At 39.5% G+C, this 16915-nt stretch carries 15 protein-coding genes; 4 read left to right on the top strand and 11 right to left on the bottom strand.

Annotated features, from left to right (window positions below; genetic code table 11):
• The first annotated feature begins 128 nt into the window (after positions 1–128).
• The 3 genes from Q4575_RS07595 (at position 129) to Q4575_RS07585 (ending at position 1992) form a co-directional block, all read left to right on the top strand.
• Positions 129–776, top strand: coding sequence for a flavin reductase family protein (locus Q4575_RS07595; protein WP_303522063.1), 648 nt, complete (start codon positions 129–131; stop codon positions 774–776).
• A 93-nt stretch (positions 777–869) separates the two neighbouring features.
• Positions 870–1295: a thiol-disulfide oxidoreductase DCC family protein gene (locus tag Q4575_RS07590; protein ID WP_303522062.1), complete on the top strand. Its 426-nt coding sequence runs from the start codon at positions 870–872 to the stop codon at positions 1293–1295.
• On the top strand, positions 1258–1992 hold the full coding sequence (locus Q4575_RS07585; protein WP_303522060.1) for an SDR family NAD(P)-dependent oxidoreductase: 735 nt from the start codon (positions 1258–1260) through the stop codon (positions 1990–1992). The genes Q4575_RS07590 and Q4575_RS07585 overlap by 38 nt, the downstream gene beginning before the upstream one ends.
• Positions 1993–2082: 90 nt before the next feature.
• Here the strand turns inward: Q4575_RS07585 and Q4575_RS07580 are convergent, their stop codons facing one another.
• The 4 genes from Q4575_RS07580 to dnaK form a co-directional block, all read right to left on the bottom strand.
• Positions 2083–2352: a TIGR02450 family Trp-rich protein gene (locus tag Q4575_RS07580; RefSeq protein WP_303522204.1), complete on the bottom strand. Its 270-nt coding sequence runs from the start codon at positions 2350–2352 to the stop codon at positions 2083–2085.
• Positions 2353–2407: 55 nt separating this feature from the next.
• Positions 2408–2689, bottom strand: coding sequence for a DUF6482 family protein (locus tag Q4575_RS07575; protein WP_303522058.1), 282 nt, complete (start codon positions 2687–2689; stop codon positions 2408–2410).
• A 135-nt stretch (positions 2690–2824) separates the two neighbouring features.
• Positions 2825–3961 carry a molecular chaperone DnaJ gene (dnaJ, locus tag Q4575_RS07570; RefSeq protein ID WP_303522056.1) on the bottom strand — a complete coding sequence of 379 codons (1137 nt, stop codon included), beginning with the start codon at positions 3959–3961 and terminating at the stop codon, positions 2825–2827.
• A 110-nt stretch (positions 3962–4071) separates the two neighbouring features.
• Positions 4072–6003 (bottom strand): molecular chaperone DnaK, encoded by a 1932-nt coding sequence (dnaK, locus tag Q4575_RS07565; protein WP_215963494.1) that lies wholly within the window; start codon positions 6001–6003, stop codon positions 4072–4074.
• A 310-nt stretch (positions 6004–6313) separates the two neighbouring features.
• On the opposite strand from dnaK, the gene Q4575_RS07560 reads away from it, so the two are divergent.
• Positions 6314–7294, top strand: coding sequence for a hypothetical protein (locus tag Q4575_RS07560; protein ID WP_303522054.1), 981 nt, complete (start codon positions 6314–6316; stop codon positions 7292–7294).
• Here the strand turns inward: Q4575_RS07560 and glnE are convergent.
• The 7 genes from glnE to Q4575_RS07525 all read right to left on the bottom strand — a co-directional run bounded on the left by glnE (position 7283) and on the right by Q4575_RS07525 (position 16910).
• Complete coding sequence (glnE, locus tag Q4575_RS07555) at positions 7283–10111, bottom strand: bifunctional [glutamate--ammonia ligase]-adenylyl-L-tyrosine phosphorylase/[glutamate--ammonia-ligase] adenylyltransferase (protein WP_303522052.1); 2829 nt, start codon at positions 10109–10111, stop codon at positions 7283–7285. The two genes, Q4575_RS07560 and glnE, sit on opposite strands and share 12 nt — an antisense overlap.
• A gap of 4 nt (positions 10112–10115) precedes the next feature.
• On the bottom strand, positions 10116–11663 hold the full coding sequence (locus Q4575_RS07550; protein ID WP_303522050.1) for an inorganic triphosphatase: 1548 nt from the start codon (positions 11661–11663) through the stop codon (positions 10116–10118).
• 83 nt (positions 11664–11746) lie between these two features.
• Positions 11747–12448: a hypothetical protein gene (locus Q4575_RS07545; protein ID WP_303522048.1), complete on the bottom strand. Its 702-nt coding sequence runs from the start codon at positions 12446–12448 to the stop codon at positions 11747–11749.
• Positions 12449–12660: 212 nt separating this feature from the next.
• Positions 12661–13539 (bottom strand): hypothetical protein, encoded by an 879-nt coding sequence (locus Q4575_RS07540; RefSeq protein ID WP_303522046.1) that lies wholly within the window; start codon positions 13537–13539, stop codon positions 12661–12663.
• 322 nt (positions 13540–13861) lie between these two features.
• On the bottom strand, positions 13862–14269 hold the full coding sequence (locus tag Q4575_RS07535; protein ID WP_303522044.1) for a hypothetical protein: 408 nt from the start codon (positions 14267–14269) through the stop codon (positions 13862–13864).
• A 2-nt stretch (positions 14270–14271) separates the two neighbouring features.
• Positions 14272–15942, bottom strand: a complete 1671-nt coding sequence (locus Q4575_RS07530) for a hypothetical protein (protein WP_215963487.1) — start codon at positions 15940–15942, stop codon at positions 14272–14274.
• A gap of 359 nt (positions 15943–16301) precedes the next feature.
• Positions 16302–16910: a DUF2726 domain-containing protein gene (locus tag Q4575_RS07525; RefSeq protein ID WP_215963486.1), complete on the bottom strand. Its 609-nt coding sequence runs from the start codon at positions 16908–16910 to the stop codon at positions 16302–16304.
• Positions 16911–16915 lie beyond the last annotated feature (5 nt).

The following is a 16915-nucleotide window of genomic DNA, read 5'->3' as shown; positions in this document are numbered from 1 at the left end:
AGCAACTTTTATCACGTAATTGGTAACTGTTTTGCAATGTCATATTGATCAAATTTGATCTATTTTTTGCCCAGTGCGTAATACTGTAAGAAGACAGCACTTTTGAACTAGGTAACGAACATAACAACATGACCCACTTTAATGAAAATCAATTAAGCGAAATGCCAACACGGCAACGAGCGCAATTTATAAATAGTTTGTCTGGTTATAAAAGCGCGAATTTAGTCGGTACGATAGATAACGCCGGGCAAACCAACCTAGCTATGATTAGTTCGGTGGTACATTTAGGCGCGTCTCCAGCATTAATGGGTTTTATCGTTAGGCCAAACACGGTCACTCGACATACGTTAGAAAATATTGAACAAACCAACCAATACACTATAAACCAAGTCAATAGCTCGATTTGGCAACAAGCACATCAAACGTCTGCACGATATGACAAAAGCCAAAGTGAATTTAGTGAAACCGGGCTAAGCCCTTTCTATATTGCAGGCGTTTCGGCGCCGTTTGTTGCTGAAAGTGAGTTAAAATACAGCCTAGAACTTCAACAAATTATTCCAATTGAATTAAACGGCACCTTGTTTGTTATCGGAAAAATAACTAACGTTATTTGTAACACCTCCGTTATCAAACAAGACGGATACATTGATATTGAAGCCATCGATACTGTTGCTATTTCTGGTCTAGACAGCTATCACCAAACCCGGAGACTCAGCCGGTTAAGCTACGCCAAGCCAGAAAGTATGACTCAACAAATTCCACTTGATGGCATGTGATTGTTGAAAATGAAGTAACTCCAGAATCTAAAAACACAGTTAAGCTAATTTAGTTCGCGTAAAACAGAACACCGACAAGTGAGGCAATACCTTATGATGACAATATTTTACGATGGTCAGTGCCCGCTTTGCTCATCGGAAATGCGGCATTTAAAACAACATGACACACATGATGTGATCAACCTAGTTGACTTGCACCAACAGGATTTTGCTAAACATTACCCCGATATCGAGTTCTCCAAGGCGATGGCGATATTGCATGGCCGCTATCAAGATAAGATATTACTTGGTCTTGAAGTGACCCATCGAGCATGGACACTTGTAGGAAAGGGCTTTTGGGTTGCACCGTTAAACTGGCCAATAATTAAACCAATAAGCCACTGGGTTTATCTTGTTGTCGCAAAATATCGACAGCCCATTTCCGCAGTACTCGCAAATTTATTTAACATCAAAACAGAGACTTGCCAAAACGGAGCTTGTAATGCAAAAGCAACAAAGCCTAATCATTGGCGCAAATAGCGGCATCGCTAAAGCACTTGCCGCTGAAGTACTTTCTAGGTCTGACAAAGGGCTCATATTAGTGAGTCGAGATTTAGCTATTTACGAAAATACAACTGGCCCACATATCCACAAAATCGAGATTGATAACTACCATGTTGACGAAATAAAGCGAGCGGTGAGAAAAATTCAAAAAGTCTCAAATCTCCCCATTACTCAAGTCTTTATTTGCCAAGGATTACTCCATAGCGACACGATAAAGCCAGAAAAGCGGTTAGAGGATATAGACACAGCTTCGTTCCAACAAATCGTCACAGTCAACGCGCTAACCCCTTTGCTTTGGCTTCAACAATTAGTCTCTACATTGACTGGTGCCCATAATTGCAAAGTGGTTGTATTTAGTGCTCGGGTCGGCAGTATTAACGATAATCAACTTGGTGGTTGGTATAGCTACCGGGCATCCAAAGCAGCGTTAAACATGATGCTAAAAAATGCGGCGATTGAACTGGCTAGGCGGGCCAAAAATATCAAAATCATTTCGTTTCATCCTGGAACAACTGACACTGAGTTATCCAAACCATTTCACGCTAATGTGCCTGCGGGAAAACTGTTTACCCCTAAATTCGTCGCCCAGCAACTTTTCACTATTTTAGCGAATACAGAAATAGATGGAACATTGAGTTTTTTAGATTGGCAGGGAAAATCAATTGAGTGGTGAGTGACTGCATTTATCACTATAACAAGTTGGTGTATTTAAGGCTTATGCTTCGAGAACAGAGTGAACTTAACTGAGCCTAATCTAAACAGACTAATTCCAACCCAGTCGCCACTTATCTGCTTGCTTTAGTTCTCGCCAATCCAATAAGTACTCATTGTTTGAAATCACGGCCTCAATTTTACACTCGACGACATTTTGCCATTCGTCAAACGTGACTGACGTTACCAAAAAATGCTTTTCTTTATTAGTCACGTGCACTTTAGTCCATTTACTGTTGAGTAATGCTTTTGGGCTCACTTGGTTTTTTGGCGCGTTATATTGGCAATGCCCTACGCCATTTACATTTGAAAGTGTTTCTATTGAGGCTGTTTTATTAGGTATTGTTGTATTAGATGTCATTGACTTAGGCCTTTTATTACAACTGTACAACGTGAAGGCATGGTGCACGTTCTGCATTACCACACATTTCGTCATATGCGGTTTGATATTCAATATCCGCAACCAAAATCCCTTTATTTCGTAATAGCATTTTGGCTTCTACTAATGAACTGCATGATATAACTTTACCTTGGGGATCTAGCGGTAAAAGGTTATGCGCTGAGTCAATTACACCTACAAGATAGTGCGACGACTCTGCAATACAAAGAATCGTTGGCTTTAATACGTTGTCATATTTAGGTTGATTTGATGCGTACATAATTAAATTCCTGTCTGTTGGGTTAATTAATGTACGTTGGGACAATCCATTAAGATCACATTGAACATCAGCACTTTATTACAGGCATAAAAAAACCTCGATAAACGAGGTTTTTTTGAATTTATAAAAGCCTGATTAACTTGTTAAGTCATCAAAAAACTTCTTCACACCATCAAAAAAGCTTTGCTCTTTTGGACGGTATTTTGACGATTTACCAGACATGCTTTCATTAAACTGTTGCAACAATTCTTTTTGGCTTTCGTTTAAGTTGACCGGCGTTTCGATCATAACCTTACACATCAAGTCACCAATAGCACCACTGCGAACAGACTTAACGCCTTTGCCTCGTAAGCGGAACATTTTACCTGTTTGCGTTTCTGAAGGCACTTTAAGCTTAGCGCGACCGTCTAATGTCGGAACTTCAATTTCGCCACCAAGTGCCGCTGTACTGAAGCCAATTGGCACTTCGCAATACAAGTTATTACCGTCACGAACAAAAATTGGATGATCTTTAACATGTACTTGAACAAACAAGTCACCCGTTGGTGCGCCGTTTAATCCAGCTTCACCTTCACCACTTAGACGAATACGGTCGCCCGTATCAACGCCTGCTGGGATCTTAACCGATAAGGTTTTGGTCTTTTCAACTCGCCCTTGACCATGACAAGAGTTACACGGATCTGAGATAACTTGACCTTGGCCTTTACACGTTGGACATGTTTGCTGAACAGCAAAAAAGCCCTGACGCATTTGCACTTGGCCATTACCATGACAAGTACTACAGGTTTTAGGAGACGAACCTTTTTTAGCACCACTTCCGCTACATGGATTACATGTTACCCAAGTTGGCACTTTGATTTCGAGTTCTTTACCACGAACGGCATCTTCTAAACTCATTTCTAAGTTGTAACGTAAATCAGCGCCACGTTGTTGTCTGTGACCACCGCCACCACGACGACCACCGCCACCAAATATATCACCAAACACATCGCCAAATACGTCACTGAAATCACCGCCGCCATGACCATGACCACCGCCACGTCCGTTTTCAAACGCCGCATGACCATAACTATCATACTGGTGACGCTTGTCTTCGTCTGACAATATTTCGTATGCTTCTTTTACTTCTTTGAATTTTATTTCAAGATCTTTGTCACCGGCAGTACGGTCTGGGTGATACTTCATCGCCAAGCGTTTATACGCTTTTTTGATCTCACGTTCCGTTGAGTCTTTTGCTACTCCCAGAACTTCGTAATAATCGCGTTTAGACATGACTACGTTTAACCTATATTTTAAAAACAAAACAGGGCGTTTTAAAAACGCCCATGTTAATGACCTAAAAAGCCTGTGTTAGCATCGGCTAACACAGGACTGATTACATCTTATTTTTTATCGTCGTTTACTTCTTCAAACTCAGCATCAACGATATCGTCGTCCTGGGCATTTGACTGCTCAGCACCGGCTTCTGGGCCAGCTTGACCAGGTTGGCCGCCTTGTGCTTTAGCTTGAGCAAGCTCAACTAATTTTTGAGATGCTTCCATTAACGCTTGAGATTTTGCTTCAATATCTTCAACCGTACCAGACTTAGATGCAACCTTCAGCTCTTCAATCGCAGCTTCAATTGTCTCTTTGTCTTCAGCTGGTAAGTCATCACCAGCTTCACTGATTTGTTTCTCAGTTGCATGTGCTAGACCGTCAGCTTGGTTACGCGCTTGTGCTAGTTCCGCAAACTTCTTATCTTCTTCCGCGTTTGCTTCTGCGTCACGAACCATTGCTTCAATCTCATCATCCGACAAACCTGAGTTTGCTTGGATAGTGATCTTCTGTTCTTTACCAGTATCTTTATCTTTCGCAGATACATGTAAGATACCGTCAGCATCAACGTCAAATGTAACTTCGATTTGAGGCGTACCACGTTGCGCCGGACGTATACCTTCTAGGTTAAATTGACCTAAAGATTTATTACCTGATGCTTGTTTACGCTCACCTTGTAACACGTGAATCGTAACCGCAGCTTGGTTATCATCGGCAGTTGAGAATGTTTGTGATTGCTTAGTAGGAATCGTTGTATTTTTCTCAATTACCGGAGTCATTACACCACCCATAGTCTCTATACCTAGAGATAATGGCGTTACGTCTAATAACAATACGTCTTTAACATCACCAGAAAGTACACCACCTTGAATCGCTGCACCAATTGCCACGGCTTCATCAGGGTTAACATCTTTACGAGGTTCTTTACCAAAGAACTCAGTAACAGCCTCTTGTACTTTAGGCATACGAGTTTGACCACCAACTAAGATAATGTCATTAACATCACTTACTGATAAGTCTGCATCTTTAAGTGCAACTCGTAATGGTTCCAACGTCGCTTGGATCATGTCTTCAACTAGAGACTCTAGCTTCGCACGAGTGATCTTAATGTTCATGTGCTTAGGACCAGATGCATCCGCTGTTACATAAGGTAAGTTAACTTCGGTATTTTGTGCTGAAGATAATTCAATTTTTGCTTTTTCAGCAGCTTCTTTAACACGTTGCATAGCAAGCGGGTCATTTTTAAGATTAACGCCTTGCTCTTTTTTGAATTCTTCAACTAAGTAGTTGATAACACGGTTATCGAAGTCTTCACCACCTAAGTGTGTGTCACCGTTTGTTGCTAATACTTCAAACGTTTGCTCGCCGTCTACTTCATCAATTTCGATGATTGAGATATCGAACGTACCACCACCTAAGTCGTATACTGCAACAACATTGTCGCTGCCTTTTTTACCAACACCGTAAGCAAGTGCAGCAGCTGTTGGCTCGTTGATAATACGTTTTACGTCTAGACCAGCGATACGACCAGCGTCTTTAGTTGCTTGACGTTGTGAGTCATTGAAGTAAGCAGGTACAGTGATAACAGCTTCTGATACCGTTTCGCCTAAATAGTCTTCTGCCGTCTTTTTCATTTTTTTCAAAACTTCAGCAGAGATTTGTGGCGCAGCCATTTTCTCGTTTTTAACTTCAACCCATGCGTCGCCATTGTCAGCTTTAACAATTTTGAACGGCATAATGTCGATGTCACGCTGAACTTCTTTATCTTCGAAACGACGACCAATTAAACGCTTAATCGCGAATAATGTATTATTTGGATTAGTTACCGCTTGGCGTTTAGCCGGTTGGCCAACTAAAATTTCGCCTTCATCTGTGTAGGCGATAATAGAAGGGGTTGTACGATCACCTTCCGCGTTTTCAATTACGCGAGGCTTGTCACCGTCTAATACAGCTACACATGAGTTAGTTGTACCTAAATCAATACCAATAATTCTACCCATGGGATTACACTCCAAAACATCAATTAAAATAGGGTTATAAATTTGCTTGGAACTTAAGTGGGGTTGGCGGAAACATTTTCAACTATTTAATGCATATTTTTTTACATTTTTTCTATTTACAGTGGAAAAAACCCAAGAAGTGGCCTTTTTTCGGCATATTAATCCGAATATTCGGGATTTAAGAACTATGGAAGAGTGCAGGCTTTCTAACCCGTTTGTTTCTATCGAGGGAAAAAACAACAAACAATTGGTAATAATTGAACGAATTCCTTGTTATCATCAAGGCAACGAAACTATTAGCCAGTTTATTATGAAATTATTAATATCATTTTATTACCTCATTATCCTGATAATCGTTACGATGCCAGTAGCCATTGCCGCTAAAAAAACACCTCCAAAAGTGAGTATCAGGACGGTTTGTCAGTCAGAATTTGTCGAATGTTTAAATCGATTACCTGCAGAACTAATTAAGACCAAGGAACACCAAGACTTTTGGTATGTTTTAAAAATTTATGAATTTGAATCTCTATTTCAATTAAATTACACCCAAAGGTTGCATGAGGCGACGGCTAAGTATGTTGATTCCAAAAATATTAAGAGCAAAGAGTTTCAATTTTTAACTCGTATTTACCATGCGAAAACTCAGTTTGCGCAAAATAATGAAAAAAAAGGTATCTATTATTTAGATAAAGCCAAGGGGCTTTTTAGTCAACTTACCTCGACTATTTCTAACCCTATTTATTTAATCCATTATGCCAATATCATTTTAGTTGAAGCACATCGTCTAAAAAAATCGGGATTAGTGGCTGAGTCGAAAACAAAGTTTTTAGAAACCAAACAACTGCTTCTCACCATCAAAAAGAACTATTACCAATATAATAACCCCAGCTTTCAAGTGGAGCTTTATACCAACCTGAGTCACTGCACTGGTCAATTAAATCAACGAACGGCTGCCATAGAAGCTTCAAAAAAAGCAATTTTTTGGGCGAAAGAAAATGCCAACCGACAGCAAATTGGGATCACTGAATTTAACTTGGCAAGGGCCTACCAAAATGCCAAGCAATATACTAAATCCAGACGGACTTATTTAACGTCTATCCGAAGCTTTGTTGAATCGAAGGATAAAGTAAGTGAAGCAATAGCCTATTTGCGACTGATAGAAGTAAGTAAAGCAATAGGGGATAAAAAGACGATTGCTCGCAGTTTTACGCAACTTGATACTCTGGCAGAAAGCGAAGATTTACCAGCACGGATCATTACTTGGAAAAATGAACTTCAGTTAACCAAGTAAGCGTGTCCAGGTTTTTCTCACCTGCCCGATGTGAGTTGGTAGTGCCTTCACCGACAACAGCTTTTTGGCGTTGTTTAAAGAAGCTTTGTGATAATGCTCCCTAAATTCGATATAAGCTTGAGTCAACGAATCGAAGTCTGTCTGTTCAATCAATTTCAGTTCTAACGCACAATTCAAAATTCGGATATTATCGGAATATTTGGTCAATTCTGGATGTTTCTCAGCAAACTGTAAAACCAAGTATTGAGAAATAAACTCAATATCTGCGATCCCACCTCTAGATTGTTTTAAGTCAAATAGCTCTTCTGTTTCCTTCGACAAATTGTCATGCATTTTTGTTCGCATCTCTGCAATTTGTTTTGTCAAAACGTCATTCTCTCGTGACGTTGACAAAATACTGAGTCGAATCTGATCAAACCGTTTTGCCAAAATATCATCTCCGGCCACAATTCGGCTGCGCACTAGTGCTTGGTGTTCCCACGTCCACGCTTCGGTTGTTTGATATTCATAAAACGTCTCTATATTAATCGCCAATAATCCTGATGCACCTGACGGACGCAATCTCGTATCAACTTCATACAACTCACCAGACATCGTGCGAGTGGTAAATAAATGGAGGAGTCGTTGCGCTAGCTTAAGGTAGAACTGACGAGAATCGATTGCCTTTTTGCCGTCGGTTTCTTTTGACGACTGGCAACCATGAATGAAGACTATGTCTAAGTCTGAACCGTAACCTAATTCAAAACCCCCTAATTTTCCGTAACCAATAATAGCAAAGTTTTTATGGTCATCGGTTGCGCCATCAGGATAGCCGAAGCGTTTTATCATTTGTTGCCATGCAATGCCCGTCGCTTGTTCTAAGCAGGCTTCAGCAATCTCGGTCAAGTGGTCGCTGACTTGCATCAAACTTGCAACTCCCGTCACGTCACAGGCTGCTATGACCAATTGATTGGTTAGCTTAAACTGTCTCAGCACTTCCATTTGCATTTCTAAATCATCGGGTTCTACCCGTAATAATTGTCGACGTAGATCATCGTTATAATTAGTTAGATCAGGGATCTTGTATAACTGCTTCGGATCAATGAGTTGATCCAACAACAGTGGAAATCGACTTATTTGCTGGCCAATAAACTGACATGACGACGTCAACTTGATAAGTTGCGACAACGCCCCTGCGTTTTCAACCAATAACTCAAGGTAGGCTGTTCGAGACGCTATCTTTTTCAGTAGAACTAAAATCTCTGTAAACTCAACCTTACCTACTTTTTGCTCAGCGCATTCCATCAGTAATTGAGGCATTAATTGATCTAATCGTTCACGACCCCTTGCGCCACTGACTTGTTTGATTAAGTCCGATTTTTGTTTCCAAACGACCTCGGCATGATCAAAGTCATCCATCACAGCAGGCTTTTCGTCTTGCTCCCAAACATCATTCCACTTGGCCAACTTAGCGTCATTTGACTTATCTTCTGCTTGTTCCGGTTCACCGACTACACTGATAAACATTTGACTGACACGTTTGTTAATTTCAGCAAGGTGATTAAGAAACGACTGCCAATCTGTAAATCCAAATAACTCGATAAGCCGAGTTTGCAGTTCAGGTTCGGTCGGTAAGGTTTGCGTTTGTTGGTCGCCAAACGCTTGGAGGTACTGCTCGCATTGCCTTAACCACAAATAATCTTCGGCAAGGGCTTTACCTTCTGCGCCACTAAATACATTTAAGGTAACTAATTCAGGTAACGTTTTTAGCAAACTTGCTTGCTGTAATTGCGGTTCTTTACCGCCCCTAAGCATTTGCATCGCTTGAACGATAAATTCGATTTCTCTAATGCCGCCACTGCCCAATTTAATATTGAGCACAATTCGTCTTCGTTTAACTTCGTTTTGGATCTGTTTTTTCATCGTTCGTAACGATTCGATCACACTAAAATCAATGTAGCGTCGAAAAACAAAAGGTTTAAGTACTTTGACTAAAACTTGGTGCTGAGAAGATTCTATGTTTGAAATGCTGCCGACCTGCCCGAGCGGTCTTGCCTTGAGTAATGCGTATCGCTCCCACTCTCGACCTTGATTTTGATAATAATCCTCAATGGCATCAAAACTCGACACCAATGGGCCACTTTCTCCAAATGGTCTCAATCGCATATCGACTCGGAATACCTGCCCATCCCCGGTAACTTCATCCAACAATTGAATGATTTTCTGCGCCAGTTTGGTGAAGTAAATTTGGAAATCTTCGGACTTTCTTCCGCCTTGAGTTTGGCCTTTTTCGCTGTAACAAAAGATCAAATCGATATCACTGGAAAAATTAAGTTCATAACCACCGAGCTTTCCCATTCCCAATGCAATTAACGCTATCTCGTCATGTTCTTTATTCAAGGCTTGGCCAAATCGAGGTTTAAGCGACTCAATGGACCAAGTTCGGCTTACGACATACAGTTCATCTGCTAATTTAGACAGCAATAACATCGATTCTTTAATCGACGTCAATGCAAGAAAATCGTCGGCGGCAATAAGCACCATAGTTTTGTGTCGGAAGACTCGCAGGTGCTTTTGAAATGTCTTTTCATCTGGTTCTGCTAATAATTCAGTTGGGAAATGAATATCAACAGATTTACCATGTGCTAAATGTTCAGATAATTCCGAACAAACTTGGGGGTATTTTAAACAAGTTTGAAAAATAAACTCACTGCGAGCAAACAGATATCCGATGGTTCTTATTATTTCTGATGCTGCTGTTATTTGCTCATGCTGCGATTCAAATTCACTCAGTCTCTGAGCGGCTAACTGAGTATCGTACAATGTGTTTATTTTCATTAAATTACCAATAAGGCTTAAGTTTGCAACAATTTTTAGTCGATGCGCTAACGGCAATTAACAGACTTTGTTGTTTGCTTGCGATCCAACTTTTATGCACTTCGAGTTTCGGATGTGTCGCCAAATTTTCATCAACGAGTTTTTCCAATGTATTTAACAGCATAAGTTCTTCACAGCCGATCAAAAGATCAACTAAAGGATTTCTAAAACTATGCCAATCTTCGGTGTCATACAAGCGGCCAACACACAATCCAGTTAACAGCTCTGTTGCAAGCGGCCAATACAGTTTTTCGATATAGGAGCTTTGAGTAACATCTTTTAATTCAAGTAACTGCGGCTTTAATTTGCTCCATGCTTTATCCAACCATTGTTCGGATATCCTTCTGATCGGTTGGTTTAGCTCTGATATTTGATTTAACGACAATTCCGTTCGCCACTGTTTATGGGTTAACCAATTGATCAGATTAAGGATCAACAAGTTATATTCTGGACTTTGGAAAAAAGCTGACGCGTCGGCCATTTGCTCTTCATGAGTCATTTGGCGTCGTAATAATTCGCTTAGCGATTCACTGTCTTTAATCTTGTTTCGGTACGGTGTAGGGCGGTTAGTGAGCTGTTTGAATTGATAAAAGATATCAACCCAGCTCAGAGTTTTTCGACAGTGTTTAAACCCTTTAATTAACTGTTCTGCACTTGCTACCGGCAATACTTTTGAGAACAATTGTAGAATATGAATTAACTGCGAAAAACCGTCAATGGTGCGACGAAGTGCCTTTAATGAATGTTGTTCAACAAAGACCATTTCATGATGCTGAACAAACTTTAATCCTTCGCTCAACATTTGGATCATTCCGTGCTCAACAGTCACGTCGTGTTCGACATTAATCGCTTCCAAATTGTAGCTTTCTAACGTTTTGTCATTAACTAACATGTAACCGCGCGCGGCTTTACTTAGGGTGCCAAACCGCAGTGGTAAGTGAACAACCAAAAATTGCGCTAGATTGAAAATGTCAGCGACATTGCCTTTAACAAGCTCAAGTTCGATCTCACAAATAGGCGTTTTGTTTTCACCTGATTCAACATAACCTTCATCTAAAACGCATTCTATAAGCGTGCCGCTGGGCATAGTGATGTGCCAAATGTTTCGGCTAAATACGGTTTCAAATTGCTTGATGAGTTTTCGTTGGAGCTTTTCTGTTTCGAAATTGGCTGGCCAAATGGTTGGATCAAACTGAGTAAGATCAGCAAAACATTTTGTCTGGGGAACATCACTTAGCCGAACATTATGTTCAGGTCGCTGGTGTAAACCGCCAATATCTTTACCCGCCAGTTTGACCGTTTGTTCACTCCAACCTTGGCCGTTTTTATCTTCACTACAACGAGTTCTAAGTCCCATATCAAAGGCTCTTAGGTCATTGTCCGGTGTGTCAAAATAGGCGTTACTTAATACTAAGGTTGGTTTACGAACTGCACGAAACATGTCGTTCTCAATCAACTTTTTAAACTGATCAATCTTGTTTTCGTGCAATAAAAATTTTAATTCTATTTCCATTCGACTCTAAATATTTTTCTTTCTTTCGAAGTTATAAAACTAGCAGTAATCCTTGATTCATTAAAGCAAAGAACTGCGAAATATTAAATTAACGATATAGCTGCCGTACAACTCGGTCGGCCGTATAAAACAGAACGTTGATTACCTGAAAGCCCATTATTGGTAAACGGCTTATTTATCGGTCTATTATCCGAACTTATTTTTTGCCCTGGTGAACCACGGGGTTTGTCAGTATCAATCGGTCTTGTTTCAATAATACTCAGTTTCAACGGTTCGATCTTGTGTTCCGCTGTATCCAAAATAATGCCTTCACCCCGTTTAACTTGAAAATGTGCGCTTTGGTATTTTAAGTCAACGTCGCAGGAGACGTTATGTATATTCACGGCTTTGCCAACCGGGACATTAAATGTTGAAGTACGCCCTGGGTTTAAATGAAGCATAGTTTGAACACTATTAGTTGTGCCCCTACTCTCGGCTGTAAAATGCGTATTTGTTTTATTCGGAGGCTTTTCTGGTTTAGTTATTTTGGAATGTTCGACAACCTTTTTACTTGGCGTAAGGCTAGTTGCTAAGTAATTGATATTCGCCAATTGATGGGTCGTACGCGCTATCTCACTTTTTGTCATTATGATATCAAAATACAAAATAGATGAACCACTAACAAAACTGATGATAATTAAGGTGTAAATTAGTTTGCCATTTACCAAGTTATTTACATGTTTTATGTTCAAAAACATAGAAATAAAAAATGCAAATCCGATAAAAATGATAGCGACTTCTAACAATTTAATTTTCCTATAGAAACACAACTTTCATTATGTTGTCGATTAAATACGGAGCAAAGTTACTTATAACAATTCTTTGCTTTAATTGGAATTAATCTAAATAGAAACAGGCCTTATAGCACTTTGCAAATACGTTAGATTTTTGCGATAGCGACAAAAAAACCAGTAGCCTAAGCTACTGGTTTTTCTATAAATCAAAATACATTAATTGGTTAAAACAGTATAGAAATACCGCCACCTAAACGAAGAAACTCTTCGGTTACATCATCATTAAATTCGGCTGTGCTCTCATCTTGTGGCTCATAACCTGTGTAGTCATATTTCGCGTATTCTGCTTTAGCATATAACCAACCATAGGATAATTTTGCATTGGCGGACAAACCTTGTCCTGTACCATTTAGATTATATTGAGAACTTTCGTTGTGCCAATCGTCTATTAAATCAGCATCAATAATCTTAGAGTAAGCGGCACTTAATGCTAATGCTCCGCTTTCGCCAAACGTAAATTGCACTGAAATACCGCCAAAGATACCGGTTGAGTCAAACGTTGTATTTGTTACTAATGGTTTATTGCCACTTTCGGTGCTAATCAAAAATGCTGGGTAATCTTGCGTTGAATCTTCTGGATTTTGGTAATCATAATAAATGTCATGTTGGAATTCTGTAGAAGTGATTTTTACCCCACCAAAAAGTGAAAAGTGCTCAAAACCAAAACCCGTTGTTAAGCTCACTTCACTTCGGTCAACGCCGCCATTGTCTTTTAGATCAATATCATTCACTTGATATTGGTCATTATAAAATCCGTGTAATTCAGAATCCTGGGTTGTCTTTACATCGATATCAACATAAAACGCATCGATGCCAAAGGTTGCTCCACCACCAATCGTAATTAAGTTTAAGTCAACGACAGTGTCGGCACCGCTAGAAGATGAGTTTCCATTTTCTATATCGTCGCTAGACTGAGTGGCCAGAGACTGTTGATACTGAGTAAAACTATACTCTACACGCGGTGCAAACCAAACATCTGCAAACACTTGTGTCGACGCCAGGGACGTAATACCAAACAAAGCAACTCTCAGTGAATTTTTCATTATATTTCCCTTTTTAACAATATTTTCAATAATCTTAAGCTTGATTTACGTTTTAACAACAACGGTTTCAAATCGCTATTACTTTGAATTTCCGTTGAATTCAAACACTCATTTTAGAGCACTTATAAAATAGCAACGTCGTTTATCACCCCGTTTATCGCCCCATGGATGCGTATTATTATAAAACCTAAACGACAATTAGACTCATACAAAAATCACGCTTACTTCATTAACCTACTCTTAAAAATAGTAAGTAATCATAGAAAGTCACTATTAAACTTGAATTCGTTACGCCTTTAATTACAAATAGAAGCGTAAAGCGCTATTCAGCGTGTTTAATACCAATCAACAAATAGAGAGTACCGGTTTTAGGATCGACCCATCGTTTGAGTTCCTCAACGGTTTTTTCGCTAAGTACTGATGTGATTGACGTTTGAATCGTATCAACCCTAATCTTAGGATCTACATTTTTACCGCGAGATGCGTAGGTTTTACTGTCTATATGGATTTCAAATTGTTTAGCCAAATTGGCCTTAGCCATCATTTCCGCTGCTTTATCTCTAAATCGTTCTGCGTGTTTTTTATTTGGTTTTAATTTACCTATGCCTAGTCCAGTTACATAACCTTCCACATAGCTGTCGACAGCCCAACCAGGCACTGAAGGGGTAACCGCATAAGTTGAACCACAAAACAGGATAACGATTGCAATTAAGCATTGGCGAAAAAACATAATTAGAATCCACCAACCGCGCGTCTAATGGTTTTTTTCGGTTGGCTTTCTAGTTCTAATATTTTGTCCAATGCCGCTTTTAATCGAGACTCGCCAGCAACTTTAGCTAATCCAGAGTTTACTAATTCACGAGCTTCATCAAAATCACCGTCTTCTGCAAGATCCACGGCATCTTCTGCAGCATCTTCAAATATCTTCTGGTAATACTCTTTTGCTTTGCTATTACTTGGTTCGTAATCTAAAACCAACTTAACTTTATCAAAGGCATTTGATGATGATGGGCTAAAGTATTTATCTTTACGGATTAAGTAACGTGCAGATGTCAGCAGAGACTTAATTTCTTTACTCGACAATTTTCGAGCTTTCTCTTCTGCGAATTGTTGGATCTTCTTACTTTCAGATTTAACTACTGGTTTTTGCGACACATTGTACGCATTCAAGTATTCTGGGATCCAGTGACTTGCAGTAACACCAATATCAGCTTGTAACTTTTGGTAATTTAATACCAAACTGTTGCCGTTAGTCATTTTGTTCGACACGGCGTACTCTTTAGCCTTGATGCTAACGCCACCGTCTAACATAGTTAACAACATTTGAGTTCGTTCATGTCCAATATTAATGCCTGCCATCTCACGTGCAATGGCAAAGGCACTTTGACTTGGGCCTTCAAAGTTTTCTAAATTGATATGTTTTAAACCTTGGGTGAACAACGTGTCTAAAACGACGTTCATATTTGGTTGAACAGGTGTGCTATTTAACGGTTGCGGGGAATTCTGATTTAGCGAATTATTGACATCCACATCCAATACGGCCGCACCTTCTACAAATCGATATACCGAATACTCTAGTGACACTTTTTCTCTAAACTTTTCTATTAGCGCCTGGTCTGCAGCAGCAGAAACTGAAGCAGTAACTTCAACCACTAGAATAATTGAACGAGATTGTGGATTATAGTCTTCACTTACAACGACTTTTTTAACATCACTAAGTCGATTTTTACTGAATTTTTCTACGTAGTCCGATTCCAATTCGAAATCTTGCACAACACTTTTACTGGTGATCAGTTGTTTACTGTCTTGAATTTTATTCGTTGCTTTATCGTAGCCGCGGTTTTCGCAATCATCTACAGACTCGTTACGCGAACAAGAAACTTGTTCACGTTCACTTGCGCGAACTGGGCTTTCAAATTTAGTAATTTCATCCGCGACTTTTAAATCGATAGTTTGATCGATCAATTGGTTTAAACTGCGATTAGATTTTTTGTAGCGACTTTCTGCTGAATCAACTTGAACTAATATATTTTTAGCACGATTTTCAACGGCAATTAGCTCGTTCTCTTTAGCTTTATATTCTGCGTCTTTTTGTTCAATTTGTTGAGTGACTTCGAGTAGTGCTTTGATTATGGTTGAGTTCATCGGCGCATTTTTAAAGCCATTTTGATCGGTCTTTAACTTGTCGACTTCTTTTTCGATTGCACCAAGATTATTCTGAATAAACATCTGTTTAGATTGAACATCTTCATAGTCTGCAGCGTATTTTTGATAATTCGCAAATAAATTTGCCACTTCCCTTTTTTTGCTCTTCAGTTCAGCAACTGATGCCGCATTCGCCTGCATGGCAAATAGACCAATTGCTAAAAGCACAATGGTCATCGTCAAATTACGCAATTTCATGATTTTCCCTAAACTACACACTACAATTTATCTCTATCGCCAAATTATAGTTCAACAGTTAATCTATTTCATTATCTAATTGGCACACATACCAACAAATTAGCCGAATTTGGTGGATTAGAAAAGTTATTTCTGGTTAAAAAGTGAGTTATTACAATCGAAATACCTAATTAGTCTAAAAGTTGTATTTAGGGTTATTTAAATTGCCGTTTTATCGAAACTAAGCGTGGTTTTTACTCATGAGGAAGTTACTAAATTATTGAGATGTGTGAATTAGGTAAACTCAATGTTGAAAGGCTAAACAGGATATTGTAAACAATACCCTGTCATTGAGATAATTAAGCAATATCCAAAGCGTGTTAAGATGCTTTGGCAAATGGTACGCTTGTTAGTTGAGCTTTAACTTGGCTTGCTGATAGCGCTCCAACAGGACGACGCGGAATATTGCCTTTGATGATCGGCTCGGGAGGATGAGCACGTTCTTTTTTGCCTATTTTGTATAAGATACCATTTCGAATTTCTTCAACCTGATAGCCTTTCTTAACTTTAATTCTGATGTGAGGAATGCCAGCGGCTTCTAAAGCACCTGTTACAAACCAATCCGCCTTAGACTTATGCCCACCTTGTGTTTGGTTAACTAAGTCAACAGCCGCAATGATCCTAAAATCTTTTGGGTCGCATAAAACGTAGTCAATAACGCGACTTCCAGCTTTTAATGCGGCGGAACGTTTTGCTCGCCCCCCCACTGAATCTTTAGGCTGAATGATGTCATTGAGTCGAACGCGATTAACAATTTTAAAGTCTTGTCCAACAGCGCGGTCTAATAAAGCATAAAATCCACGCTCAATATTAGTAAATAATTGTGCCTTCTTCTTAAACGGATAAGGGTTGCTCGTGTCAATAAAATGACTGGCAACGACTCCAATTGTAATAACTAAACCGATAAGTAAGACTAGTGCCCACTCCATAACTG

The sequence above is a fragment of the Psychrosphaera sp. 1_MG-2023 genome (assembly GCF_030548245.1).
In the GTDB taxonomy this organism is placed as follows: domain Bacteria; phylum Pseudomonadota; class Gammaproteobacteria; order Enterobacterales; family Alteromonadaceae; genus Psychrosphaera; species Psychrosphaera algicola.
This window is presented reverse-complemented; position numbering and strand designations above follow the sequence as displayed.

What these genes read in the sequence shown, in the direction of transcription:
- Q4575_RS07575 (WP_303522058.1), bottom strand. Translation starts at nt 2,689, where the DNA reads ATGTACGCATCAAATCAACCTAAATATGACAACGTATTAAAGCCAACG.
- Q4575_RS07590 (WP_303522062.1), top strand. Translation starts at nt 870, where the DNA reads ATGATGACAATATTTTACGATGGTCAGTGCCCGCTTTGCTCATCGGAA.
- Q4575_RS07535 (WP_303522044.1), bottom strand. Translation starts at nt 14,269, where the DNA reads ATGTTTTTTCGCCAATGCTTAATTGCAATCGTTATCCTGTTTTGTGGT.
- Q4575_RS07540 (WP_303522046.1), bottom strand. Translation starts at nt 13,539, where the DNA reads ATGAAAAATTCACTGAGAGTTGCTTTGTTTGGTATTACGTCCCTGGCG.
- glnE (WP_303522052.1), bottom strand. Translation starts at nt 10,111, where the DNA reads ATGAAAATAAACACATTGTACGATACTCAGTTAGCCGCTCAGAGACTG.
- Q4575_RS07525 (WP_215963486.1), bottom strand. Translation starts at nt 16,910, where the DNA reads ATGGAGTGGGCACTAGTCTTACTTATCGGTTTAGTTATTACAATTGGA.
- dnaJ (WP_303522056.1), bottom strand. Translation starts at nt 3,961, where the DNA reads ATGTCTAAACGCGATTATTACGAAGTTCTGGGAGTAGCAAAAGACTCA.
- Q4575_RS07530 (WP_215963487.1), bottom strand. Translation starts at nt 15,942, where the DNA reads ATGAAATTGCGTAATTTGACGATGACCATTGTGCTTTTAGCAATTGGT.
- Q4575_RS07560 (WP_303522054.1), top strand. Translation starts at nt 6,314, where the DNA reads ATGAAATTATTAATATCATTTTATTACCTCATTATCCTGATAATCGTT.
- dnaK (WP_215963494.1), bottom strand. Translation starts at nt 6,003, where the DNA reads ATGGGTAGAATTATTGGTATTGATTTAGGTACAACTAACTCATGTGTA.
- Q4575_RS07585 (WP_303522060.1), top strand. Translation starts at nt 1,258, where the DNA reads ATGCAAAAGCAACAAAGCCTAATCATTGGCGCAAATAGCGGCATCGCT.
- Q4575_RS07550 (WP_303522050.1), bottom strand. Translation starts at nt 11,663, where the DNA reads ATGGAAATAGAATTAAAATTTTTATTGCACGAAAACAAGATTGATCAG.
- Q4575_RS07595 (WP_303522063.1), top strand. Translation starts at nt 129, where the DNA reads ATGACCCACTTTAATGAAAATCAATTAAGCGAAATGCCAACACGGCAA.